We start from the raw sequence: 24,670 nt of genomic DNA on the forward strand, positions 1-24,670 counted from the left end.
GAGAGAAGAAAAAAACACATTTTTTCCCCCCCGCACAAAAAAGAGAAAAGCGGCGCCCCCCCCCCCCCCCCCCCCCCTGCGCCAAACGGCGGATCGTGGCCGGCATGGGCGTCGGCAGTGTGGCCGCCTGAATCGCTGGGGGATCGCCCGCCGCCGCGGCATTTTTCACCCCCGCAGCAAGAAGCGCCGTGAGCAATGGCGCTTAGCGGCAAGAGCACCGACCCGATTGATCATGCTGGATCGAGGCGTGCTGGAGGGCGAAGGCGCCGGCGCCCTCACGGCAAGACATCCCCTACACGGCGCCGCGAGCGCACAGCACGCGGCGTGGCGGCTTATCTACTTCTGCGCCAGCATCTGGCCCTTGGCCGTATCGATGTAGCTGCGCGCACCGAGATAGCGCTTGGACCAGTACGGATTCTTCATTTCGTCCACGCGCACCTTGGCGCCACGGCGCGGCGCATGCACGAACTTGTCCTGCCCGATATAGATGCCGACATGCGAGGTGATGCCGCGGCCGCGGGTGGCGAAGAACACCAGATCGCCGGGCTTGAGCTGTTTCTTGTTGCGCACCGTGTCGCCGCGCGCGCGTTGCTGACGCGCGGTGCGCGGCAGTTCGAGGCCGGCGATCTCACGGTAGACGTACAGCACCAGGCCGCTGCAGTCGAAGCCTTCGGCGGCGTCTTCGCCGCCCCAGCTATAAGGGGTGCCGATGGCGGCCAGGCCGGCTTGCACCACGCGTTCGCGCAGGGTGGGCACGGTGGGTTCCTGCGCCAGGCGCAGGCCGGACAGGGAGGCGCGGGCCTGTTCGGTGGGGAGGGACGCCTGGGCGGCGCCGGGTAACCAGGAGAACGTCAGGGCCAGCAGGGGCGCTGACAACAAAGCGGGAAGGCGGAGAAAGGCAAAGCGGGCTTTTCGCGTGGGCGGCGTCATTACGTCACTTCAGGAATCGGAGTGGGCGGCATGGCTTTGTTTCAGGGAACAAGCCGGCGGAAAGGGGCAGGGGAGGCTTGAGCTTCACGAACTGCCACCGCATTGTAATGGAATAAAGTTTCATTACATTTGTAGCGCATTGCAGCATTCAAACGCTGCGCCCATCGCCTCTCGCCCGGCCGGGCGAGGGGCGATGGGGTTCAGGCTCAGAAGCTGCCGCGCAACCCCACCATGACGGCGCGGCCGCCTTCAGGGGCGACATCGCGCAGCACCGAGGTGGCGTAGCGGATCTCCTGGTTGGTCAGGTTGATGCCGCGCACATAGGCCTGCCATTGCACGGCGGCAACCTTGAAGCGGTAGCCGGCGTTGGCGTCCAGGCTGTAGTAGCCAGGGGTGGCGGTATCGTTGTCCGGGCGGCTGTGCTGGGCGAAGGCCTTGGACACGCTGAGGCCGGCGCTGTACGGGCCGAAACCGTAGTCCAGCGCGACGCGCAGGCGCAGCGGCGGAATGCGTGGCAGCGAGCGGCCGGTGTCATTGTTGCGGGCCACCGTGTAATCGCCCGACAGGCCCAGGTCGAGTTTGTGGCCGCCCCGTTGCAGCACGCGGGTGCGGCTTTCGGCCTCCACCCCATACAGGCTTGCAGACACGCCCTGGTAGCGGGCCTCGGGCAGGGCGTCGTCATCGCCCGCCGCCACCAGGCCGCCGTCATCGTCGCGGAAGCGGCCGGTGTTCATCTCGGCCAGGTAGTTGGAGAAGCGGCTGTAGAACACGCCGACGCTGGCGCTGTCGGTGTCCTTCTTGTAGCGCAGCGACAGGTCGCCGGACCAGGCGCGTTCCTTGGCCAGGTTCTGGTCGCCCACCAGGTATTGGCCGGTGGCGGCGTGCGGGCCGTTGGCATACAGCTCGTAGAAGGTCGGCGCACGCTCGGTGTAGGCGGTGTTGGCGGCCACCGACCAGGCGCTGTCCAGTTTGTAGATGCCGCCCAGCGAGAAGCTGCCGGCGGTGAAGGCGCGGCGGTTGGCGCCGTCGAAGCGTTCATTGCCGCCGCCGCCCGGGGTCAGGCGGGTGTGCTCGGCGCGCGCGCCGGCGCTCAGCGTCAGGCGGTCGTCGATCTTCCATTCCTCCAGCGCGAACAAGGCGGCCGAGTCGGTGTCGGTGGTGGGCACCAGGGCTTCCTCGCCCAAGGCCGAGAAGCGCGTCTGGCCCAGTTGCAGGCCGACCACGCCGCGCAGCGGACCGATGTCGGCGTGGCGCGCCTCGATACGGGCCTCGTAGCCGCGGTTCTTGAAGATCGTGCCGGTCTCGCCGTCCTCGATTTCCTTGTGCTGGTAATCGGTATAGGCGAAGTTCAGTTTGACGCTGGTGAACAGGCCGTCCAGGTCGCGCAGCTCGCTGGCGAAGCCGAAACGCTCCTGGCGCATCTTGATGCGCACGTCCGGCTCGGCCACCGAGCCATAGTTCGAGTCATAGCCGCTGTAGGACAGTCCGGCATAGCCGCGGTCGCCGGTCCAGGACATGCCGAGCGCGCCGCCGCTGGCCTGGCCATCGCTGTTGGGCAGTTTGCCGCGCGGCTGGTCCTGGTCGGGGCCGTCGGCCGCGCGTTGTTGCGCGGTGCGGGCGTAGCCGGGGATACGCAGGTCGCCGGTCTTGCGGCTGAAGGCGTCGGCGTGGATGGCGAAGGTGCCGTCGCCGCCTTCGAGCTGGATCGCGCCGTTGCGGTCGTTGTTGGCGCCGCCATAGCTGCCGGCCACGTCGCCGTGGATGCCGTCGATGGGTTCGGTGGGGATGCGGTTGTCGATGGTGTTGACCACGCCGCCGATGGCACTGCCCCCATACAGCAGGGCCGCCGGACCGCGCAGGATCTCGACCAGGTTGGTCGACAGCGGGTCCTGCGGCACCGCGTGGTCGAACGACAGCGACGAGGCATCGAGCGAGCCGACGCCGTTGTTCAGCAAGCGGATGCGGTCGCCGTCCATGCCGCGGATGATGGGGCGGCCCACCATCGGGCCGTAGGTGGTGGTGGACACGCCTGGCAGGCCGTTGAGCGTTTCGCCCAGGTTCGAGGCGCGCCGCAGGTCCAGGGCGGTGCCCTGCACCACGGTCGATGGCGAGGTCAGCGCTTCGCTGCCCAGGGGATTGGCGGTGATGATGACGGGCGACAGCGTGGGGGCGTCGGCCTGGGCGCGGGCGGCTTGCGGCAAGGCGAGCAGGCAGGCGAGGGCGAGCGGGCTCAGGGAAAAGGCGCGAACGGACGAACGCGTCCCCGCGTGGGAAGAAGCAAAAGACATGGTGGCAATCCTGGTTGCGGCCGGCGGGCGGCGGCGGTTGAAATCGGGTGGCGGATTTCAGGCCGCGACGGGCGGGGCGCGCGATTGGAACCAGGGCAGGACGGCGATGGTGGCGCCGCGCGGGGCCGGCGCAGGCGGCGCGATGCGCGGCGCGCTGCCGGTGATGGGGACAAAGGACACCGGCAGCGTGGCGTCCAGCAGGTCCCAGATATGGCACAGGTCGCAGTGCCCCAGCTTGTCCGGCGTGTGGGCATCGTCCTGGCTGGAGGCGGGAGCGCCGGGCAGGTGCGACAGCGCATGCCGCACGCCGCCCAGCGGTGACAGCAGCAGGCAGGCGCACAGCCAGCCCAGCATTGCCCATCGGGCAAGGCGCGCATCGGAGCGGGGACGAGGGGCCGGCGGCATGGACGAGGTCGGAATCGCAAAAAAACGGAATGATATATTGTTTCTAATGTTGTGGCGATCCACGTCGGCCGTGCCACGCCGCGCAACGCGGCCGAATATGACACTTCATGGCGCCCCGGGGTCGGGCATAATCGTCGGCATCGGCCCTCCCGGCTAGATCGCCGAGAGCAGCCGCTGAAAGAAGACCATAAGAAAGCGGAGTCAAGCTCAATGATGAACGCAGTACACCCTTTGTCCTCGATGAACCGGCCCGAGGCGATGCCTTTCGAGCCCTACCACGACGCGGTGGCGGCGGTGGACCGGTTGGCCGAAATCTATGCGCGCAATACCGCTTTCCTGCGCGCGGCATTCCGCGATGTCCTGAAGGGGGCCACCAGCGGCCGCGAACGGGCCCGCGCCTACTACCCCGCCATCCGCATCCTGGTCGAGACCTACGACCCCATCGACACGCGCCTGTCGTACGGCCACGTGGCCGAGCCCGGCATCTACCAGACCACCGTCACCCAGCCGGCCCTGTTCCGCGACTACCTGATCGAGCAGGTCGGCCAATTGCTGCAGAACCACCGCGTGGCGGTGGAGGTCGGCGAATCCGATTCCCCGATTCCGTTGCACTTCGCCTTCCCCGAGGGCGCCTATGTCGAAGGCGAGCACCTGGAGGCGCTCAAGCGCCCGCTGCGCGACCTGTTCGACGTGCCCGATCTGGCGGTGACGGACGACGCCATTGTCAATGGTTCCTGGCGCGGCAAGGACGGCGAACCCAAGCCGCTGGCGCCCTTTACGGCGCAGCGGGTGGATTATTCGCTGCACCGCCTGCAGCACTACACCGCGACGGCGCCGGCGCATTTCCAGAATTTCGTGCTGTTCACCAATTACCAGTTCTACGTCGACGAGTTCTGTGCCCGCGCCCGGGCGCTGATGGCCAGCGGCAACGAAGACTACGAGATGCTGGTGGAACCGGGCAACCGCATCACGCGGCGCGGCGAATCCGGGCCGGCCGATGACGGCCAGGCGCAGCGCCTGCCGCAGATGCCGGCCTACCACCTGGTGCGCGGGGACCATTCCGGCATCACGCTGGTCAATATCGGCGTGGGGCCGTCCAACGCCAAGACCATCACCGATCACATCGCGGTGCTGCGCCCGCACGCCTGGCTGATGCTGGGCCACTGTGCCGGACTGCGCGATTCGCAGCGGCTGGGCGACTATGTGCTGGCCCACGGCTACGTGCGCGAGGACCACGTACTCGACGACGACCTGCCCACCTGGGTGCCGGTGCCGGCCCTGGCCGAGGTGCAGGTGGCCCTTGAGCAGGCGGTGGAAGAGGTCGCGGGGCTGTCCGGCTGGGATCTGAAACGCATCATGCGCACCGGCACCGTGGCCACCATCGACAACCGCAATTGGGAGCTGCGCGATCACGTCGAACTGGTCGAGCGGTTCGCGCAGTCGCGCGCCATCGCCCTGGACATGGAGTCGGCCACCATCGCCGCCAATGGCTTTCGCTTCCGCGTGCCATACGGCACGCTGCTGTGCGTGTCGGACAAGCCGCTGCACGGCGAGCTGAAGCTGCCTGGCATGGCCAGCGCCTTTTACCGGCGCCAGGTCAATCAGCACCTGGAAATCGGCATCCGGGCGCTCGAGCGCCTGCGCGGCATGCCGCCCGAGCGGCTGCATTCGCGCAAGCTGCGCACGTTCATGGAAACGGCGTTTCAATAGCGCCGTAGCCGATATCCCCCGAGGGGGACGGACCCCCGACTGCCCCTGGCCGTTTCCACGGCCGGGGGCAGTTGCGCTATGCTCGCGCGTTGCGTGGAAATCCCACGGCGCCCGGGGACACAATCCGCGGGGGCCTTTTCGCTCTGAAGGAACTCGACTTTGGCATTACCGGAACACGACCAGCACCGCGACGGCGGCAAGCAAGGGGCGTCAGAATCGTCCGAATTGCGCCGCGCGCTGTCGGCGCGCCACCTGACGATGATCGCGGTGGGCGGCTCCATCGGGACCGGCCTGTTCGTGGCCTCCGGCGCCACCATCGCCCAGGCCGGCCCCGGCGGCGCGCTGCTGGGCTACGTGCTGATCGGCGTGATGGTCTATTTCCTGATGACCAGCCTGGGCGAGTTGGCCGCGGCCATGCCGGTGTCCGGGTCGTTCTCGACCTACGGCGCGCGCTACGTCGAAGACGGCTTCGGTTTCGCGCTGGGCTGGAACTACTGGTACAACTGGGCCGTCACGGTGGCGGTGGACCTGGTGGCGGCGCAGTTGGTGATGGCGTACTGGTTTCCGGATGTGCCGGGGGTCTACTGGAGCGCCTTGTTCCTGGCCATCACCTTCGGCCTGAACGCCCTGTCGGCGCGCGGCTTTGGCGAAGCCGAATTCTGGTTCGCCCTGATCAAGGTGATCGCGGTGCTGGCGTTCGTCGCCATGGGGGTGATGATGCTGCTGGGGATCATCCGCGGCGGCGAGGGCGGCGGCGTGGCCAACTGGACGGTGGGCGATGCCCCGTTTGCCGGTGGTTTCGCGGCGCTGATCGGCGTGGCCATGGTGGTGGGATTTTCCTTCCAAGGTACCGAACTCATCGGCATCGCCGCTGGCGAATCCAAAGACCCCGCGCGCAACCTGCCGCGCGCCGTGCGCCAGGTGTTCTGGCGCATCCTGCTGTTCTACGTGATGGCGATCCTGGTGATCGGCCTGTTGATTCCCTACACCGACCCGCACCTGCTGCGCAACGACGTCACCGACGTCAGCGTCAGCCCGTTCGCGCTGATCTTCGAGCGCGCCGGGCTGCTGGCGGCGGCGTCGATCATGAACGCGGTGGTGCTGACCTCGGTGCTGTCGGCCGGCAATTCCGGCATGTACGCGGCCACGCGCATGCTCTACAGCCTGGCGCGCGACGGCAAGGCGCCGCGCATCTTCGGCCGGGTGGCGCGCAACGGCGTGCCGCTGTGGGCGCTGCTGGCCACCACCGTGGTGGCGGCGCTCTGTTTCTTTTCGTTCATCTTCAGCCCCAAGGCGGTCTACATCTGGCTGCTGAACACCTCGGGCATGACCGGCTTCATCGCCTGGCTGGGCATCGCGATCAGCCATTACCGCTTCCGCCGCGGCTACGTCAAACAGGGCCGCAACCTGGCCGACCTGCCGTATGTGTCGCCGTTCTTCCCGTTCGGCCCGATCTTCGCCTTCGTGCTGTGCCTGGTCATTACGCTGGGCCAGAACTACCAGGCCTTCCTGGAACACCGCATCGACTGGGGCGGCGTGGCCGCCACCTATATCGGCATCCCGCTGTTCCTGCTGATCTGGCTGGGTTACCGCCTGACCAAGGGTTCGCGCTTCGTCAGCTACAAGGACATGACGTTCCCCGACGCCCGGGCGCGCAGCGCCTATCTGGATTCGGCCCTGCGCGGCGAACCGGCCACGGTCGGGCCGCAGACGGCCCCCGCGCCCGGCACGGGCGGGCGATGAAAAAAGGCCGCGGATGTCCGCGGCCCCTGCATCCGGCCCAGGCCGCCGCGGCAACGCGGCGGCCTTGTTGTTTCCGGGTCACTCGATGTTCTGCGCCTGTTCGCGCATCTGCTCGATCAGCAGCTTCAGGTCCATGGCGGCGCGGGTGACGTCCATGCTGCCGGCCTTGGAACCGAGCGTATTGGCCTCGCGGTTCATTTCCTGGAACAGGAAGTCCAGGCGCTTGCCGGCGCTGCCGGCGTTCTTCTTGCCCGCGGGCTTGCCGCCGCCGTCGGTCAGCAGGTGGCGCAGTTCTTCCAGGTGCGAGCGCAGGCGCGACAGTTCCTCGGCGACATCGATGCGCAGCGCGAACAAGTTGGCTTCCTGCGACAGGCGCTCGGACAGCTCGGCGCCCGAAATATGCGTGAAGCCGCCCGGAAAAGCGGTTTCGACGCTTTCGCGCAGCTTGGCGGCGAGCTTGTCGCGGTGGTCGGCGAGCAGTTGCGGCAGATGGTGCTGTACCTGGTCGACGATGGTCGCCACGCCGTCGGCGCATTCGCGCATCATGCCGGCCAGGCGTTCGCCCTCGCGCGCGCGGCCATCCTGCAGTTGCTTGAGCGCTTCCTGCGCGGCCTGCATGCAAGCCGCGCCCCACACTTGCGGGTCGAGCGCGTCATTGGCGCGCTGGCCGGGCCAGTTGAACAGTTCGACCAGGCGCGGCGCGGCGATGTCGGGCAGGATGCGGCGCGCGGCCTGCAACTGTTCGGCCAGGCTTTCGAGCCAGGCCGGCTCCAGTTTCGACAGGTCGGTGCTGGTGTTGCGGGTGTAGGACACGCGGATCTCGACCTTGCCGCGCGCCAATTGCGCCGTCAGCAGTTCGCGCAGCGGCGTTTCCACATGACGCAGCTCGTCGGGCAGGCGGAAATAGAGGTCGAGGAAGCGGCTGTTGACGCTGCGCAGTTCCAGCGCCAGCGTGCCTTGCTCCAGGTCAGCCCGGGCGTTGCCGAAGGCGGTCATGCTGCGAATCATGGTGTCGGTATCCTGTTGCTTGTCTTGGATCGGGCCGCGCCGGTTCCGCCGGTCCGCCGAAGCGGGCGAGGGCGGGTATATGCGGCCCGTCTATCGCGGCAGGATACTCCAAACCCGGGCGGGGCCGCGACCGCAGCCCGTACAATGCCGCCATCCGAATCTGATTGGAGTCTTGCAATGACCTCTGCCAACGCCATCGCCCGACCTTCGGGCCGCGCCGTCGACGAACTGCGGCCGTTCAGCCTGGAGCGCGGTTTCACGCGCTACGCCGAAGGGTCGGTGCTGGTGAAGGCCGGCAATACCCATGTGCTGTGCACCGCCAGCGTGCTGGAAAAAGTGCCGCCGTTCCTCAAGGGCAAGGGCGAGGGCTGGGTGACGGCCGAATACGGCATGCTGCCGCGCGCCACCCATACACGCGGCGACCGCGAGGCCGCGCGCGGCAAGCAGAGCGGCCGCACCCAGGAAATCCAGCGCCTGATCGGCCGCAGCCTGCGCGCCGTATTCGACATGCGCGCGCTGGGCGAGCGTACGCTGCACCTGGATTGCGACGTGCTGCAGGCCGATGGCGGCACGCGCTGCGCCAGCATCACCGGCGCCTGGGTGGCGGCCTCCGACGCGGTCGCGCTGCTGATGCGGCGTGGCGACCTGGCGGTCAACCCGATCCGCGACGCGGTTGCGGCGGTGTCGGTCGGGCTGGTGCAGGGCCGTCCGGTGCTGGATCTGGACTACGAGGAAGACTCGGCCTGCGATGCTGACGTCAACGTCATCATGACGGGCGGCGGCGCTTTTGTGGAAGTGCAGGGCACGGGCGAGGGCGCCACCTTCACGCGCGCAGAACTGGATGCCATGCTGGGCCTGGCCGAAAGCGGCATCGCCGGCCTGGTGCAGGCGCAGCGCGCGGCGCTGGCGTAAGCGGCAGGCGCGCTTCGGCCCGATAGCACATCGCGGCACGAGGCGGACATGGCGCGCTCTGCGCGCCAAACAGAACGGGATCACGGCCGTGGGCGGCGTGATCCCGTTTTGGTTTGTCGGCCCGCGCCGATGGCGCGAGGGCGGCGTTTCAGGGCAGCAGGGCGCCCAGCTTGTCGGCCCGCTCCAGGTTCCAGATCGCGCCGATCAGGCCGCGCAGCTCGGCGTCGGTGGCGGCGTCGGCATAGCGGCCCAGGCTCAGCGTCTTGGCCTCGATCTCGTCGCGCGACAGCGTATTGCCCGGATCGCCCTTGGGTTCGTCGACGCGACCGTGCAGCACGCGGCCGTCGCGAGTGTGCACCGTGACCTTGCCGATCCAGCGCTGCGGATAGGCGGCGTCGACCTCCGGATCCAGTTCCATCGTGACCCGGCCGCGGAAATCGGCCACCGCCGGATCGTCCAGCGCGGCATCGAATTCCGGCAGGCCGGCGCGGCCCTGGCGCGCGATCAGGCCCAGCACCGTGCCCATCGAGAACTTGGACTGGTGCACCGTGCGCGGATCGACCACTGGCCCCAGCACGTCGATGGCGCCCTGGTGCACATGCGCCACCACGCGCGCGATATCGCCTTCGGCCAGGTCGTGTTCGCGCAGCACCTGCTGCAGCGCATCGGCCGCCGGATGGGTGTGGCGGCAGGAGGCATGGAACTTGAACGAGGTTTCGGCCAAGGCCCAGCGCGTGCCCAGGCGATCGGTCAGGCGCGCCGGATCGGCATCGCTCGACATGCCGGCGGCCATGCCCTGCGGGCCTTCAAGGATGTGGCGCGCGCCGGTGAAGCCTTCCCGCGCCAGGTAGGCCGCGGCGATGCCGTTGGCGGCGGCGCGGGCGGTGTGCAGTTGCTTGGAGTCGGCGGCGTCGCGCAGGAATTCCCACAGGCCGGCGGCCTGGGTGCCAGCCGAGCCGAAGGCGTCCAGCATGGCGGCCGGCGACAGGCCCAGCAGGCGGCCGGTGGCGGCGGCGGCGGCCAGGGTGCCGGCCGTGCCGGTGGTGTGGAAGATCTTGTAGTGCGAGCGGCCGAGAAATTCGCCGACGCGGATGCCGACCTCGTAACCGGCCACGGCCGCCACCAGCGCGTCGCGGCCGCAGCGGCCCAGCGCCTGGGCCACCGCCAGCACCGGCGGGAACACCACGGCGGCCGGGTGGAACACCGAGCCGTTGTGCACGTCGTCCTGCTCGACCACGTGGGCGGCGGCGGCGTTGACCATGGCGGCGAACACGGGCGAGGTGCGGCGCCGGTTGATCAGGATTTCGCTGGGGCCGTCGGCCGGCCCCATGAGGGCGGCATAGCGGTCGATGGCCAGCACCGGGCGCGACGCGGCGCCCGCCAGGATCGAGGCCAGACAGTCCAGCAGCAGGTCTTCGGCGCGGCGCAGCACCGGCGCGGGGATGTCCTCGAAGCGCAGGTTGGCGGCGAAGGCGGCAAGGGTGGCGCTCGGGGGGGAGATGTCGGAGGTCATGGTCAGAAGGAGCGCGGCAGGCCCAGGATGTGTTCGGCGACGTAGGACAGGATCAGGTTGGTGGAGATCGGCGCGACCTGGTAGAGGCGGGTTTCGCGGAACTTGCGCTCGACGTCGTATTCGGTGGCGAAGCCGAAGCCGCCGTGGAACTGCAGGCAGGCGTTGGCTGCTTCCCAGGAGGCGTCGGCGGCCAGCAGCTTGGCCATGTTGGCCTGCGCGCCGCACGGTTCGTGGGCGTCGAACAGGCGGCAGGCCTCGTAGCGCATCAGGCTGGCGGCCTCGACGTTGATGTGGGCGCGGGCGATGGGGAACTGCACGCCCTGATTCTGGCCGATGGGGCGGCCGAACACCATGCGTTCCTTGGCGTAGGCGGTGACCTTGTCGACGAACCAGTAGCCGTCGCCGATGCACTCGGCGGCGATCAGGGTGCGTTCGGCGTTCAGGCCGTCCAGGATGTACTTGAAGCCCTTGCCTTCCTCGCCGATCAGGTTGTCGGCGGGGATTTCGAGGTTGTCGAAGAACAACTCGTTGGTCTCGTGGTTGACCATGTTGGGGATCGGCCGGATCGACATGCCGTGCTTGACCGCTTCGTGCAGGTCGACCAGGAAGATCGACATGCCCTCGGACTTGCGCGTGACCTGGTCCAGCGGCGTGGTGCGCGCCAGCAGGATCATCAGGTCGGAATGCTGCACCCGCGAGATCCAGACTTTCTGGCCGTTGATGACGTAGCGGTCGCCGCGGCGCACGGCGGTGGTCTTGATCTTGGTGGTGTCGGTGCCGGTGGTGGGCTCGGTCACGCCCATGGACTGCAGGCGCAGCTCGCCGGCGGCGATACGTGGCAGGTAGTCGCGCTTCTGCGCCTCGGAACCATGCCGCAGCAGGGTGCCCATGTTGTACATCTGGCCGTGGCAGGCGCCGGAATTGCCCCCGCTGCGGTTGATTTCCTCCATGATGACCGAGGCTTCGGTCAGGCCCAGGCCCGAGCCGCCGTATTCCTGCGGGATCAGCGCCGCCAGCCAGCCGGCCTCGGTCAGGGCGCGCACGAAGGCGTCGGGGTAGCCGCGTTCTTCATCGACCTTGCGGAAGTATTCGGCGGGGAACTGGGCGCACAGGTCGCGGACGGCTTCGCGGATGTCCTGGTAGGCGTGGGAGGCTTGAGACATGGGATGGGCTGCGGTGTCGATGGGAAAGTGGAATTCGGGACAGGATCGAATGTGCCGCAAGGGGCCGCGCCTGCCAATTCACAATTCATTAATACGGGGTTCCTGTTCGCAAAAGCGCATTCATGTGACGGCCGTTCGTCATGGACCGGCCGGGGTTGTGTCAAGAAATTGCCAAACTGCATCCCCATAATCGGCCGCATACGCCCCGGTGGCGATGCAACAGATGGATGGATATGCGGAAAAATATCAGAGTGACGACGGCGGTTTCCGCCATTCTGGCGCTGTTCGTGGTGCTGTTCGCGCTGGCCGCGGCGGCCGGCGTCTTCGTGCTGCGGGAGAACCGCGCCGACATCGAGGCGCTGGGCCGGGGCAGCATCGAGCGCGCCAGCGACCTGTCGGACATGACCAGTCGCCTGTTCCAGGCGCGCGCCGCGCTGACCGATGCCAAGACCGCCATGGAAAGCGGGCTGGAGCAAGGCCGTGACCAGTCGCTGGCACACGCCGATGCGCTGCTCAAGCAGGCTGCCGCCAGCCTGGCGCGGCTGCGCGCCAATCCCGATACCAGCGCCCAGGGCGCGCCGCTGTTCGATCAGGCGCTGGCAGCCTACGCCGCCTTTGCCGACCAGACGCTGGCGCCCATGTTCAAGGCCATCAAGGGCTGGAACGGCATCGAGGTCAACCGGCTGGTCGACAACGTGCTGCCGGTGTCGGGCTCGGCCTACGTCAAGCAGGCCGACGCTTATCAGGCCTACGCGCGCCAGCAGGGTCAGGCGGCGGTAGCTGGCGCCAGCCAGACCATGCAACGGGTGACGATGGTGGCGGCGGCGGTGCTGGCATTCGTGCTGGCGCTGGCGGTGTTGATCCGGCTGGCGTTCCGCCGCCGTATCCTGCGGCCATTGAACGAGGCCGGCGCGCACTTCGACCGCATCGCCGACGGCGACCTGACCGGACAGATCGCGGCGCATGGCGATAACGAGATCGGCGTGCTGTATTCGGCCATGCGCCGCATGCAGACCGGCCTGTCGGCGGCGGTGGCGTCGGTGCGCCGCGGGGTCGAGGAAATCCATGCCGGCTCGGGCGAGATCGCCGCCGGCGGCGCCGACATGTCGGACCGCACCGCGCGCCAGGCCGGCTCGCTGCAGGAGGCCGCGGCCAACATGACACAACTGGCGCACACGGTGCAGACCACCGCTGGCAACGCCGACCTGGCCAGCCGTCAGGCCCATAGCGCCACCCAGCTGGCGCAGCGCGGCGGCGTCGCGGTGCAGGAAGTGGTGACCAGCATGCAGGGCATCGCCGACAGCGCGCGCCGCATCGGCGAGATTGTCGGCGTGGTGGACAGCATCGCGTTCCAGACCAACATCCTGGCGCTGAACGCGGCGGTGGAGGCGGCGCGCGCGGGCGAGCAAGGCAAGGGTTTCGCGGTGGTGGCGGGCGAAGTGCGCTCGCTGGCGCAGCGCAGCGCCCAGGCGGCCAAGGAAATCAAGGGCCTGATCGAGGATTCGGCCGCGCGCGTCGAGGCCGGCGTGCGCCAGGTGAGTCTGGCCGGAGACACCATGCGCGACATGCTGGCCTCGGTCGATCGCGTCACCCAGATCGTGGCGGAGATCTCCAGCGCCACCGCCGAGCAGGCGGCGGGCATTGCGTCGGTCAACGACGCCGTGGCCGACATCGAGCGCAGCACTCAGGAAAACGCCGCCATGGTCGAGCAGACCGCCGCCGCCGCGGCCGCGCTGGAGCAGCAGGCCCAGGGCCTGCGGCGCGCGGTATCGGTGTTCCAGATCGTCCCGGCGGCCGCCGGGCTGGCGTCAGGGAGCGAGTTGCGGCAGGGCGGCGCCGCTGTAGCGCTCGGCCACCAGCGACAGGTTCCCATGCTTGACCTTGTGCTTGACATGGGCGGCGGCCGACGCGATGTCCTCCGGGCGGATGCGCTCGCATAGCGAAGGCGTGACGGTGAGCGCGCCGACGCCCAGCGTCACGAACGGGAAGAAGCGCGGCACGCCGTAGCGGTCCTCGGCCTCGATGCCGCCGTTGCGGCGGCCTTGATCGTCGTACAGATCGACGGCGCGCTCATTGAATTCGGCGATGATGCGCTGGATGCGTTCGCGCCAATCGGCGCTGCGCAGCAGCACCACGAAGTCGTCGCCGCCGACGTGGCCGACGAAATCGCGCAGCGGATCGCAATGGCGCTTGATGACTTCGGCGGTCAGCATGATCATGTCGTCGCCGCGCCAATACCCATAGACGTCGTTGAACGGCTTGAAATTATTCAGGTCGCCATAGCAGATGGTGAAATCCGCGGCGTCCTCCAGCAGCGTGGCGATGTGCCGGCTGATGGGGATGTTGCCCGGCAGCGAGGTCAGCGGATTGGCGTAGCGCGCGGCTTCGATGCGCATTTCGGTCACCGAGCGCACCAGCGTCTCGCCGGTGGCCAGACCGTCGTAGCGGCCGTCGCGGGTGATGATCAGGCCGTCCATCAGGTAGCGCTGGTCTTCCGAGATCAGCACATGGCTCAACTGGTCGATCGACACGTCCAGGTCGACCAGCACCGGCTCGGCATTCATGAACGTGGAGCAGGTATCGCGGCCGAACAGCTCGCGGGTGTAGCGCTGCGCATAGTGTTCGGAGAAATCGCGGCGGTTGATGATGCCCACCGGCCGATTGTCGCCGTCGACCACCGCCACCGCGTGCAGATTCTTGTGCTCGATGAAGAGGCGGTGCACGTCGTCGTTGGTGTGCTGGTTCAGCAGCGCGGCCGGCGCTTCGACCCGCAGGCTGGCGGCGGTGCCGCCCGCCGAGCGCTGCGACAGCGGGGCGGGCGTGCGCACCCGCAGCGAATCGCGCAGCGGCGGGGTCAGCTCGGTCAGCAGGGCTTCGTCGGGGCGGCCCAGCAGCCAGCCCTGGGCGTAGCGGATCTCCAGGTCGCGCACCACCGCCAGGTCCTCGGCGGTCTCGATGCCTTCGGCGACGATGGCGGTGCCCAGATACTGCGCCACCTTGAGAATGGCGCGCACCATGTTCTGCTTGCGGTCGTCGTGGCCGATGCCGTTGAAGAAATAGCGGTCGATCTTGACCAGGTCGGGCTGCATCTCGGCCCAAAGCTGCAGGTTCGAATTGCCCACGCCGTAGTCGTCCAGCGCGATGCGCATGCCGAATTCGCGCAGGCAGGCGAAGGCGCTGCCCAGCGTCGCCATGTGTTCGGACAGCGGGTCCTGTTCGGTCAGCTCGACAATGATGCTGGAGGGCGCCAGCGTGCAATCCTTGAGCAGGCGCAGCGGCATTTCGTCGCCCCACAGGGTCCAGTAGTGGATCAGCGCCGAGCCCGACAGGTTCAGGAACAGCTTGCCGGCGGCGGCGTGCTGGTGGAAGCCCTGGGCGCCGGCGCGAAAGCTGGCCAGCTCCAATTGGGGATGCACGCCCTGGCGGCGGGCCTCGGCGAACAGGGCGTCGGGAAAGTGCAGGGGGGTGTCGACCGGGCCGCGGATCAGGCTTTCATGGCCGTAGATGCGGCTGTGCGACAGGTCGATGACCGGCTGAAAGCGGGGCCTTAGCAGCCGTTCGCGCAGAATGCCGGCCAGGCTGACCGGGACGGGCGCGGCGGCGCTGGCGGAAAGAGGGGACGCGCTGGCCGCGGCCGGCCGGGGCAGAGCGTGAAGTGGGTTCATCGCCGGGACATTCAGATACGATCAGTGACAAGATCGGCCATATTGACAATGAAATATGTCGGTGTTGTTGCGCCGCGGACAGGGTTGCTCCCTGGCCGCGGCGCCGCGCCCTATACAATTTCGGCCATGACCTCTCCCAAGATTCCCGAATCCCTGCGCCGCGTCGTGCTGGCCTCCAACAACCCCGGCAAGCTGCGCGAGTTTTCCGCCTTGTTCGCGCCGCTCGGTATCGAGTTGGTGCCGCAGGGTGAGCTTGGCGTGCCCGAAGCCGAGGAACCCCACGTCACTTTTGTCGAAAACGCCCTGGCCAAGGCGCGCCACGCCAGCCGCCTGACCGGCCTGCCGGCGCTGGCCGATGATTCCGGCCTGTGCGTGGCCGCGCTGGACGGCGCGCCGGGCGTGTACTCGGCCCGCTACGCCAAGATGCATGGCGGCGAGAAGTCGGACCCGGCCAACAACGCGCTGCTGGTCGAGAAGCTGGCCGCGGCCACCGACCGCAGCGCCTGTTACGTGGCGGTGCTGGCGCTGGTGCGCGCCGAAAACGATCCGCGCCCGCTGATTGGCGAGGGCCTGTGGCAGGGCGAGATCATCGACCAGCCGGAAGGCGCCAACGGCTTCGGCTACGACCCGCACTTCTTCTTGCCTGACCAGGGCCTGACGGCGGCCGCGCTGGAACCCGAGGAAAAGAACCGCATCAGCCATCGCGCCCGCGCCCTGCGCGAACTGTTGAGCAAGCTGAACCAGGCTTGACCACCGCGCGCATACGCGCCGCCCGCCGGAATATCTCGAATGTCCATCACCATCCCCATCCGCAACGACATGGGCGCGGCGCGTCCGCGCCTGGTCACGCCGGCCGGCGCCAGCCTGACCAGCCTGCCGCCGCTGTCGGTCTACGTGCACGTGCCGTGGTGCGTGCGCAAATGTCCCTACTGCGACTTCAATTCGCACGCTACGCCCGACGGCGGGATTCCCGAGCGCGCCTATCTGGACGCGCTGCGCAGCGACCTGGAACAGGCACTGCCCTCGATTTGGGGCCGCCAGGTTGTGTCGGTCTTCATCGGCGGCGGCACCCCCAGCCTGCTGTCGGCAGCGGGCCTGGATGAGCTGTTGGCGATGCTGCGCGCCTGTCTGAACGTGTGGCCGGACGCGGAAATCACCATGGAAGCCAACCCCGGCACCGCCGAGGCCGGGCGGTTCCGCGATTACGCCGCCAGCGGCGTGACCCGCTTCTCGCTGGGCATCCAGAGCTTTGACGACGCGCAGTTGCGGCAGTTGGGCCGCATCCACGACGCGGCCCAGGCCCGCGCCGCCATCGACATGGCCCAGCGCGCCGCGCCGCGCGTCAACCTGGACATGATGTTCGCGTTGCCGGGGCAGACCCTGCAAGCCTGCGTGCGCGACCTGCGCCAGGCCATCGGGTTCGGCACCGAACACCTGTCGCTCTATCACCTGACGATGGAACCCAACACCGTGTTCGCCAAGTTTCCGCCCGAGGACTTGCCGGACGACGACACCAGCGCCGCCATGCAGGACGCGGTCGAGGCCGAATTGGCGGCGGCCGGCCTGGCGCGTTACGAGGTCTCGGCCTACGCCAGGCCGGGTGCGCGCTGCCGCCACAACCTGAACTACTGGGAATTCGGCGACTACCTGGGCCTGGGACCGGGCGCCCACGGCAAGCTGTCGTTCCATGACCGGATCGTGCGCGAGGCCCGGCTGCGCAGTCCCGACTCCTGGATGCGGGCGGCGGCCGCGCGCGACGGCAGCCATCTGGCGGAAAGCCGCCAGGTCGGCCCGGACGAACTGCCGTTCGAGTTCATGTTGAACGCGCTGCGCCTGAAGGACGGCGTGGCGGCCACCCTGTTCAATGAACGCACCGGCCTGTCGCTCGCGGCGATCGCGCACCAATTGGAGGCAGCCGCCGACAAGGGCCTGCTGGACGCCGATCCCACCCGCCTGCGGGCCACGCCGCTGGGCTGGCGCTTCCTGAACGATCTGCAGGAAATGTTCCTGTAGCAATCAGGCACCACAATGGGGCAATCATGCCCCATTATTTGCACCAGAATGGTGCTACATTTTCCCATCGCCTTGTCGCCTCCCCCGGGCAATCCCGGGGGTAAAACCTGGCACGCTTATTGCTTCCCTCTTTTATGCCAGTCGAGCGGCACAGCCCTCGACCCTTTTATCTAATGGAGATGACATGGCAAGCCCGAAAGACGTCCTGAAACAGATCGCCGACAACGAAGTCAAATTCGTGGATTTCCGCTTTACCGATACGGTTGGCCGCGAGCACCACGTGTCGGTGCCCACGAGCGCGATCGATGAAGACAAGCTGGAAAGCGGACAGGCCTTCGACGGTTCGTCGATCCCGGGCTGGAAGGGCATCGAAGCCTCCGACATGCTGCTCATCCCCGACCTGTCGACCGCCAACCTGGACCCGTTCCGCGAAGAGCCGACCCTGATCCTGTCGTGCGACGTGGTCGAACCGTCCGACCTGAAGGGCTATGACCGCGACCCGCGCTCGCTGGCCAAGCGCGCCGAAGCCTACCTGAAGTCCTCCGGCCTGGGCGACACCGCCTACTTCGGTCCGGAACCCGAATTTTTCGTGTTCGACGGCGTGACCTGGAACACCGACATGTCCGGCACCTTCGTCAAGATCAAGTCGGAAGAGGCCTCCTGGTCCACCGGCCTGGAATTCGAAGGCGGCAACACCGGCCATCGTCCCGCGGTCAAGGGCGGCTACTTCCCGGTTCCCCCGGTCGACTCGTTCCAGGACATGCGTTCGGAAATGTGCCTGCTGATGGAACAGATGGGCGTGCCGGTCGAAGTGCACCACCATGAAGTGGCCGGCGCTGGCCAGCTGGAAATCGGCACCAAGTTCAGCACCCTGGTGCAACGCGCCGACTGGACCCAGATCGTCAAGTACATCGTGCACAACGTGGCCCACGCCTACGGCAAGACGGCCACCTTCATGCCCAAGCCCGTCGTCGGCGACAACGGCTCCGGCATGCACGTGCACCAGTCGATCTGGAAGGACGGCCAGAACCTGTTCGCGGGCAACGGCTACGCCGGCCTGTCGGAATTCGCGCTGTACTACATCGGCGGCATCATCAAGCACGCCCGTGCCCTGAACGCCATCACCAACCCGGGTACCAACTCGTACAAGCGTCTGGTGCCGCACTTCGAAGCCCCGGTCAAGCTGGCCTACTCGGCCCGCAACCGTTCGGCCTCGATCCGCATTCCGTACGTGGGCAACCCGAAGGGCCGCCGCGTCGAAGCGCGCTTCCCGGACCCGCTGGCCAACCCGTACCTGGCGTTCTCGGCCCTGATGATGGCCGGCCTGGACGGCGTGCAGAACAAGATTCACCCCGGCGATCCGGCCGACAAGAATCTGTACGACCTGCCGCCGGAAGAAGACGCCAAGATCCCGACCGTGTGCTCTTCGCTGGAGCAGGCGCTGGAATCGCTGGACAACGACCGCGAGTTCCTGACCCGCGGCGGCGTGTTCAGCAACGACATGCTCAACGCCTACATCGACCTGAAGATGGCCGACGTGAGCCGTCTGCGCATGACCACGCACCCGGTCGAATTCGACATGTACTACAGCCTCTGATCGTCAGAGGCCGTGGCTGGGGGAGCGCGATGATGTAGGCAGAAACCAGGGCCGACACCGCGCGCACCGCCAGGTCGCCGACCGACAGTTTGCCCCGCCGGCCCCGTGCCGGCGGGCAGGGCGCCGCAGATGAGCGCCGCCGGGCCGGTGTGCCGATTTCCCCCTTGTAGTCATTCGGGTACGTTGAAAATGAATGTAGAAGCTCTCGATCTGCTTGCCACGTCCGTTTTCCTGGTCAACGAACGCGGGCACATCGAATACGCCAACGCGGCCGCCGAGGATCTGTTCGGCCGCTCCCGCAAGCAGCTGTGCGGCCATTCCGCCGCCACGCTGTTCGATAATCCGGAAAACATCCAATCGTCCATCGACCGCGCCGCGGCCGGCAGGTATGCCGACGTCAGGCAACTGGCGTCTTTGCGCCGCGCCACCGAATCGGTGGAAGTGGCGGTGACCACGGTGGGGTTGAGCGGCCAACGCTGGCCCGCCCTAATCGAGACGCGCGAGATCGAACAGCGCGTGCTGGCCGACCGCAACCACCGCCTGGTCGATGAGATCGAGGCGCACCGCGAGTTGCTGCGCAACCTCGCGCACGAAGTCAAGAATCCCCTGGGCGGCCTGCGCGGCGCCGCGCAACTGCTGGAAGCCGAGCTGCCGAGCGCGGCGCTGGCGGAGTACACCCAGGTCATCATTTCCGAAGCCGATCGCCTGCAGGCGCTGGTGGACCGCCTGAGCGGCCCGCAGCGCGTGCCGCTGAACGCGCGGCCGGTGAACATCCACGAGATCTGCGAGCGCGTCTGCGCCCTGATCCAGGCCGAATTCCGCAACGACGTCACGCTGGTGCGCGACTACGACGCCTCCATGCCCGACCTGAAAGGCGATGCCGCGCGCCTGATGCAGGCGGTGCTCAACGTGGCCCGCAACGCCGCCCAGGAACTGGTGGCGCGGCCGCAAGTGCCCGGCCTGGCGCCCGGGGTGGTGACGCTGCGCACCCGCGTCGCCCGGCAGGTCATGCTGGCGCACCGCCAGCATCGGCTGGCGCTGGAGTTGTCCATCATCGACAACGGTCCGGGCGTGCCCGAGCACATCCGCGACCGCATTTTCCATCCCCTGGTCACCGCGCGTGCTGGCGGGACCGGCCTGGGCCTGAGCCTGGCCCAGGATTTCGTGCAGCAGCACGGAGGCATCATCGAATTTGAATCCCGACCCGGGCGCACCGAGTTCCGCCTGGTCCTACCGATGGAGCCCGCAAACTGATGAAACCCGTATGGATCGTCGACGACGACCAGGCCATCCGCTGGGTCCTCGAAAAGGCCCTGGCCCGAGCCGGTGTCCCCACCCGTAGTTTCTCCCAGGCGGCCGACGTGCTTGAAGCGCTGTCGCACGACACGCCCGTCGCCCTGGTTTCCGATATCCGCATGCCCGGTGGCAATGGCCTGGAGCTGTTGCGCCAGTTGAAAGAGCGCCATCCCGGCCTGCCGGTCATCGTCATGACCGCCTTCGCCGATCTCGACAGCACCGTGTCCGCCTTCCAGGGCGGCGCCTTCGACTACCTGGCCAAGCCCTTCGACGTCAACGAGGCGGTGGCGCTGATCCAGCGCGCCATGCAGGAATCGGCCCAGCCCGAAACCCCCGAAGGGCAGGGCGAGGCCCAGAACAACGAGCGCTGGATGATGACGCAATCGTCGTCCACCGCCATGCAGGAAGTGTTCCGCGCCATCGGCCGGCTGGCGCAGTCCAAGGTCACCGTGCTGATCACCGGCGAGTCCGGCACTGGCAAGGAACTGGTGGCGCGGGCGTTGCACGGCCATGGCGTGCGCGCCAGCGGCCCGTTCGTGGCCCTGAACGCCGCCGCCATCCCGCGCGACCTGCTCGAAGCCGAACTGTTCGGCCATGAGCGCGGCGCTTTCACCGGCGCCAACACGCTGCGCCGCGGCCGCTTCGAGGAAGCGCACGGCGGCACGCTGTTCCTGGACGAAATCGGCGACATGCCGATCGAATTGCAGACGCGTCTGTTGCGGGTGCTGGCCGAAGGCAGCTTTTACCGGGTTGGCGGCGCGCAACCGGTGCGGGTCGACGTGCGCATCGTCGCCGCCACCCACCAACCGCTGGAGCAGCGGGTGGAGCAGGGCCTGTTCCGCGAAGACCTGTTCCATCGCCTGAACGTCATCCGGCTGCGCCTGCCGCCGCTGCGCGAACGGGTCGAGGACATTCCGGCGCTCGCCAACCATTTTCTCACCGCCAGCGCCCGCGCGCTCGGTGTCCCGGTCAAGCGCCTGACGCCGGAAGCGCTGGCCGTGCTGACCAAGTTCGACTTTCCCGGCAACGTGCGCCAGCTGGAGAACTTCTGCCACTGGTTGACCGTCATGGCGCCCGGGCAGACCGTCGAACCCGCCGACCTGCCGCCCGAGATCCGCGCCATGGAGCACGCGCCGGCGGCCAGCGCCTTTGCCGCGCGTGCGCAGGCCGGCAGCGCGGTGCCCGCCATCGGCACCGTGGTGCAGCAGGCACCCGTCGGCGCGCTGGCGGCCGACGACGGCGCCCCGCGCAATTGGCAGGACTCGCTGCTGCGCGATGCCCAGTACCGCCTGGAACGCGGCGAACCCGCCGTCATGGCCACGCTGACGCGCCAGTTCGAGAAGATCCTGCTGCAAAGCGCGCTCGATGCCAGCCGTGGCCGGCGCGTCGAGGCGGCCTCGCGCCTGGGGATCGGCCGCAATACCATCACGCGCAAACTGCGCGAACTGGGCATCGAAGACGAGTAGGGCGCGCTTGCCTGGAACACGCGGGCGGCGCAGCGCCGCCCGCGCGCGCTCAGGCCATGCCGAGTAGCCCCTCGCACAGGCGCGGCGACTTCAACTTCTGCAGCCACCACTTCAAGGCCTCTCCTGGCGCCTCCGCGCGCCAGGCGTACGCCACGTGCTCGGTCAGCGACATGCCTTCGTCCGTCTCGCATATCACCAGCACCCCCTGCGCCAGATAAGGCGCCGCCAGGGTCAGCGGCAGATACCCGCATCCCAGGCCGCGGATCTGCGCTTCGATCTTGGCCTGCATGGTCGGCATCACCAGGGTGGGCTGTTCCGCCAGGATGCCACGCGACTGGGGCGGCAGATTGCGCGATGTATCGGCCACCACCACCGCGCAATAGCGCGTGATGTCGGCGCGGCTCAAGGGTTGGGGCAGCGATGCCAGCGGATGATGCGCCGCCACGCAGAAGCCGAACTGCGCCTGCCCCATCGTCTGCGAACGGTAGGGTCCGGTCGGCTCGCCCGCCGCGCCCGCGCCGATCACCAGGTCGGCGCGGTTCGAGGTCAACGCATCCCAGTTGCCGCTCAACACCTCGGTCGAAAAGCGCAGCGTGGTGGCGCTGCCCAGCGCCTGGAATTCTTCGACCAGGTCGTACAGCGGCCGCCAGGGCAGCACCGCGCTGACCGCGATGCGCAGTTCCACCTCCCAGCCCGTTGCGATGCGCTTGACGCGGCACGCCAGATCGTCCAGCGACTGCAGCACATGGCGCCCATCCTTGAGCAGGGCCTCGCCGGCCGGCGTCAGCAGCGCCCGATGGCCAGAGCGGTCGAACAGCAGCACATCCAGCCCGTCCTCCAGCTTGCGGATCGCATAGGTCACGGCGGAGGGTACCTTGTCCAGCTCGCGCGCCGCTTTGGCGAAGCTGCCGTGGCGCGCGATCGCATCCACCAGGACGAGCAATTCGGGGGTGATGGGCTGCATGGAGGCGCTCCGGAAAATATCGTTCAAATAATTTGAATGGTTTCTTCAAATCATAGCGTCAAACCGGTCTCGGAGTCCGCGCACAATGTCACTCATGCCGGTTGAGCAGCGAGGCTTTCAGCAAGAACGCAAAGAAAGCCAGACGCCGCGAGACCATTCATTTATTTGAAACAGGAGTCCACCATGCTTACCCTTCGCCGCAGCGCCGAACGCGGTCACGCCAACCACGGCTGGCTCGATTCGTTCCACACCTTCTCGTTCGCCAACTACTACGATCCCGCCCACATGGGCTTCGGCGCGCTGCGCGTGATCAACGACGACCGCATCGCCGCCGGCCGCGGCTTCGGCACCCACGGCCACCGCGACATGGAGATCATCACCTACGTGCTGGATGGCGCTATCGCGCACAAGGACAGCATGGGCAGCGGCTCCACCATCCAGCCCGGCAACGTGCAACGGATGAGCGCGGGCCGCGGCGTGATGCACTCCGAGTTCAACCCGCGCGCCGACCAGGAAACGCACATGCTGCAGATCTGGATCGAGCCGAATGTCACCGGCATCGCGCCGGAGTACGAAGAAAAGGCGTTCAGCGACGCGCAAAAGCGCGGCCGCCTGCAGGCCCTGGTGTCGGGTGACGGCGTCGATGGCTCGATGACGATCCACCAGGACGTGCGGCTCTACGCCGGCCTGTTCGACGGCGACGAGGCGGCCGCGCTGGAGTTGGCCCCGGGCCGCCGCGCCTGGGTGCATGTGGCGCGCGGCAGCCTGAAGGTCAATGGCGTGGCGCTGTCGGCCGGCGACGCGGTCGCCATCAGCGATGAAACGCGGGTGGCGCTGTCCGGCGGCGACAACGCCGAGGTGCTGGTATTCGATCTGGCCTGACGGCCCGCGCCCGGGCGGACCAACGGTCCGTCCGGCCTGGTTTTCGATACGCGTGGCCGGCCCGCCATCGGGCGGCGGCGCGGCAGGCGATTCCACAAAGCCCTAACATGGCCCCGAGACGGCCAACCTACAGGAGCAATTCCATGTCTACCTTGTCCCAACCCGGCGACAGCCAGATCGAAACCGTGGTGGTGCCGCGCACCAGCGACCTGGGCGGCTTCGAAGTCCGCCGCGCGCTGCCTTCGGCGCAGCGCCGCACCGTCGGCCCGTTTGTATTCCTGGACCACATGGGTCCGGCCGAATTCGCGGCCGGGTCGGGCATCGACGTGCGCCCGCATCCGCACATTGGCCTGTCCACCGTGACCTACCTGTACGAAGGGTCGATGGTGCACCGCGACGGCGCCGGCAACACCCAGACCATTCTGCCCGGCGAGGTGAACTGGATGACCGCCGGCCGCGGCATCGTCCACTCCGAGCGGTCTTCGCCCGAAAGCCGCCAGGCCGCACAGCGCCTGGCTGGCTTGCAGATCTGGGTCGGCCTGCCCAAGGCGCACGAGGAAACCGATCCTGGCTTCACCCACTACGGCCTGGACGCCCAGCCGGTGGTCGAAGGCGAGGGCGTGCGCGCGCAGGTCGTGGCCGGCTCGCTGTTCGGCAAGACCTCGGCCGTCAAGACCCATTCGCCGCTGTTCTACGGCGACATGCAGTTGCGCGCCGGCGCCGTCACCGTGCTGCCCGCCGAACACGAAGAGCGCGCCGCCTACGTGGCGATCGGTTCGGTCGAGGTCGATGGACAGGTGTTCGAGAGCGGCCGCCTGGTCGTGTTCGCGCCGGGCCGTCCGGTGCAGATCCGCGCCTGTACCGACGCGCGCTTCGCCGTGCTCGGCGGCGAGCCGCTGGAAGGCCCGCGCTTCATCTGGTGGAACTTCGTCTCCAGCAGCAAGGACCGCATCGAGCAGGCCAAGGAAGAATGGCAGCGCAACCGCTTCGGCCAGACCGTGCCGGGCGACGAGACCGAGTTCATACCGCTGCCCGAGCCGCGCGCCTGACACGGCGCCGGGGCCAGGCCCGCGCCCCGGTGTCCATGGGCTGGAACGCGCCGCGCCGTCCTGGCC

Annotated in this window: 18 protein-coding genes and 1 pseudogene; 11 read left to right on the forward strand and 8 right to left on the reverse strand. The window is 68.0% G+C overall.

Features of this window, described 5'->3' with window-relative positions; all coding sequences use genetic code 11:
- Nucleotides 1-336: 336 nt before the first annotated feature.
- The 3 genes from HV701_RS05040 to HV701_RS05050 all read right to left on the reverse strand — a co-directional run bounded on the left by HV701_RS05040 (nt 337) and on the right by HV701_RS05050 (nt 3,572).
- A complete protein-coding gene (locus tag HV701_RS05040; protein ID WP_175131985.1) occupies nt 337-930 on the reverse strand; it encodes a C40 family peptidase in 594 nt (197 codons plus the stop codon).
- A 206-nt stretch (nt 931-1,136) separates the two neighbouring features.
- Complete coding sequence (locus HV701_RS05045; protein ID WP_175131986.1) at nt 1,137-3,218, reverse strand: TonB-dependent receptor; 2,082 nt, start codon at nt 3,216-3,218, stop codon at nt 1,137-1,139.
- A 57-nt stretch (nt 3,219-3,275) separates the two neighbouring features.
- Nucleotides 3,276-3,572 carry a hypothetical protein gene (locus tag HV701_RS05050; RefSeq protein ID WP_236756551.1) on the reverse strand — a complete coding sequence of 99 codons (297 nt, stop codon included), beginning with the start codon at nt 3,570-3,572 and terminating at the stop codon, nt 3,276-3,278.
- 261 nt (nt 3,573-3,833) lie between these two features.
- Here HV701_RS05050 and HV701_RS05055 point away from each other — a divergent pair, with 261 nt between their 5' ends.
- Together HV701_RS05055 and HV701_RS05060 are read left to right on the forward strand one after the other, a co-directional pair.
- A complete protein-coding gene (locus tag HV701_RS05055; protein ID WP_419761614.1) occupies nt 3,834-5,333 on the forward strand; it encodes an AMP nucleosidase in 1,500 nt (499 codons plus the stop codon).
- 159 nt (nt 5,334-5,492) lie between these two features.
- A complete protein-coding gene (locus HV701_RS05060; protein WP_175131988.1) occupies nt 5,493-7,076 on the forward strand; it encodes an amino acid permease in 1,584 nt (527 codons plus the stop codon).
- A 78-nt stretch (nt 7,077-7,154) separates the two neighbouring features.
- Here the strand turns inward: HV701_RS05060 and HV701_RS05065 are convergent, their stop codons facing one another.
- On the reverse strand, nt 7,155-8,084 hold the full coding sequence (locus HV701_RS05065; RefSeq protein ID WP_175131989.1) for a YicC/YloC family endoribonuclease: 930 nt from the start codon (nt 8,082-8,084) through the stop codon (nt 7,155-7,157).
- A gap of 177 nt (nt 8,085-8,261) precedes the next feature.
- On the opposite strand from HV701_RS05065, the gene rph reads away from it, so the two are divergent.
- Nucleotides 8,262-8,996, forward strand: coding sequence for a ribonuclease PH (rph, locus tag HV701_RS05070; protein ID WP_175131990.1), 735 nt, complete (start codon nt 8,262-8,264; stop codon nt 8,994-8,996).
- A gap of 148 nt (nt 8,997-9,144) precedes the next feature.
- Here the strand turns inward: rph and HV701_RS05075 are convergent, their stop codons facing one another.
- Together HV701_RS05075 and HV701_RS05080 are read right to left on the reverse strand one after the other, a co-directional pair.
- Complete coding sequence (locus HV701_RS05075) at nt 9,145-10,509, reverse strand: MmgE/PrpD family protein (RefSeq protein WP_175131991.1); 1,365 nt, start codon at nt 10,507-10,509, stop codon at nt 9,145-9,147.
- 2 nt (nt 10,510-10,511) lie between these two features.
- On the reverse strand, nt 10,512-11,672 hold the full coding sequence (locus tag HV701_RS05080; RefSeq protein WP_175131992.1) for an acyl-CoA dehydrogenase family protein: 1,161 nt from the start codon (nt 11,670-11,672) through the stop codon (nt 10,512-10,514).
- 233 nt (nt 11,673-11,905) lie between these two features.
- Here HV701_RS05080 and HV701_RS05085 point away from each other — a divergent pair.
- A pseudogene (locus tag HV701_RS05085) lies at nt 11,906-13,339 on the forward strand (methyl-accepting chemotaxis protein); the annotation flags it as partial.
- Between the two features lie 141 nt (nt 13,340-13,480).
- On the opposite strand, the gene HV701_RS05090 reads toward HV701_RS05085, so the two are convergent.
- Complete coding sequence (locus tag HV701_RS05090) at nt 13,481-15,337, reverse strand: EAL domain-containing protein (RefSeq protein WP_244957764.1); 1,857 nt, start codon at nt 15,335-15,337, stop codon at nt 13,481-13,483.
- A gap of 126 nt (nt 15,338-15,463) precedes the next feature.
- Here HV701_RS05090 and rdgB point away from each other — a divergent pair, with 126 nt between their 5' ends.
- From rdgB to ntrC, 5 genes are all read left to right on the forward strand, one after another.
- Nucleotides 15,464-16,087 carry an RdgB/HAM1 family non-canonical purine NTP pyrophosphatase gene (gene rdgB / locus HV701_RS05095; protein ID WP_175131993.1) on the forward strand — a complete coding sequence of 208 codons (624 nt, stop codon included), beginning with the start codon at nt 15,464-15,466 and terminating at the stop codon, nt 16,085-16,087.
- Between the two features lie 39 nt (nt 16,088-16,126).
- A complete protein-coding gene (hemW, locus tag HV701_RS05100) occupies nt 16,127-17,350 on the forward strand; it encodes a radical SAM family heme chaperone HemW (protein WP_175131994.1) in 1,224 nt (407 codons plus the stop codon).
- A gap of 184 nt (nt 17,351-17,534) precedes the next feature.
- Nucleotides 17,535-18,947: a type I glutamate--ammonia ligase gene (gene glnA / locus HV701_RS05105; protein WP_175131995.1), complete on the forward strand. Its 1,413-nt coding sequence runs from the start codon at nt 17,535-17,537 to the stop codon at nt 18,945-18,947.
- Between the two features lie 189 nt (nt 18,948-19,136).
- Nucleotides 19,137-20,201, forward strand: coding sequence for a nitrogen regulation protein NR(II) (glnL, locus tag HV701_RS05110; protein WP_175131996.1), 1,065 nt, complete (start codon nt 19,137-19,139; stop codon nt 20,199-20,201).
- Nucleotides 20,201-21,709 (forward strand): nitrogen regulation protein NR(I), encoded by a 1,509-nt coding sequence (gene ntrC, locus HV701_RS05115; RefSeq protein ID WP_175131997.1) that lies wholly within the window; start codon nt 20,201-20,203, stop codon nt 21,707-21,709. Before glnL ends, ntrC begins: the two co-directional genes overlap by 1 nt.
- Before the next feature lie 49 nt (nt 21,710-21,758).
- Here ntrC and HV701_RS05120 read toward each other — a convergent pair whose 3' ends face one another.
- Nucleotides 21,759-22,673 carry a LysR family transcriptional regulator gene (locus HV701_RS05120; RefSeq protein WP_175131998.1) on the reverse strand — a complete coding sequence of 305 codons (915 nt, stop codon included), beginning with the start codon at nt 22,671-22,673 and terminating at the stop codon, nt 21,759-21,761.
- Nucleotides 22,674-22,856: 183 nt separating this feature from the next.
- Here HV701_RS05120 and HV701_RS05125 point away from each other — a divergent pair, with 183 nt between their 5' ends.
- Nucleotides 22,857-23,555, forward strand: a complete 699-nt coding sequence (locus HV701_RS05125) for a pirin family protein (protein ID WP_175131999.1) — start codon at nt 22,857-22,859, stop codon at nt 23,553-23,555.
- A 143-nt stretch (nt 23,556-23,698) separates the two neighbouring features.
- A complete protein-coding gene (locus tag HV701_RS05130; protein ID WP_175132000.1) occupies nt 23,699-24,604 on the forward strand; it encodes a pirin family protein in 906 nt (301 codons plus the stop codon).
- Nucleotides 24,605-24,670: the final 66 nt, after the last annotated feature.

The organism is Achromobacter pulmonis, assembly GCF_902859765.1.
GTDB lineage: Bacteria > Pseudomonadota > Gammaproteobacteria > Burkholderiales > Burkholderiaceae_B > Achromobacter > Achromobacter pulmonis.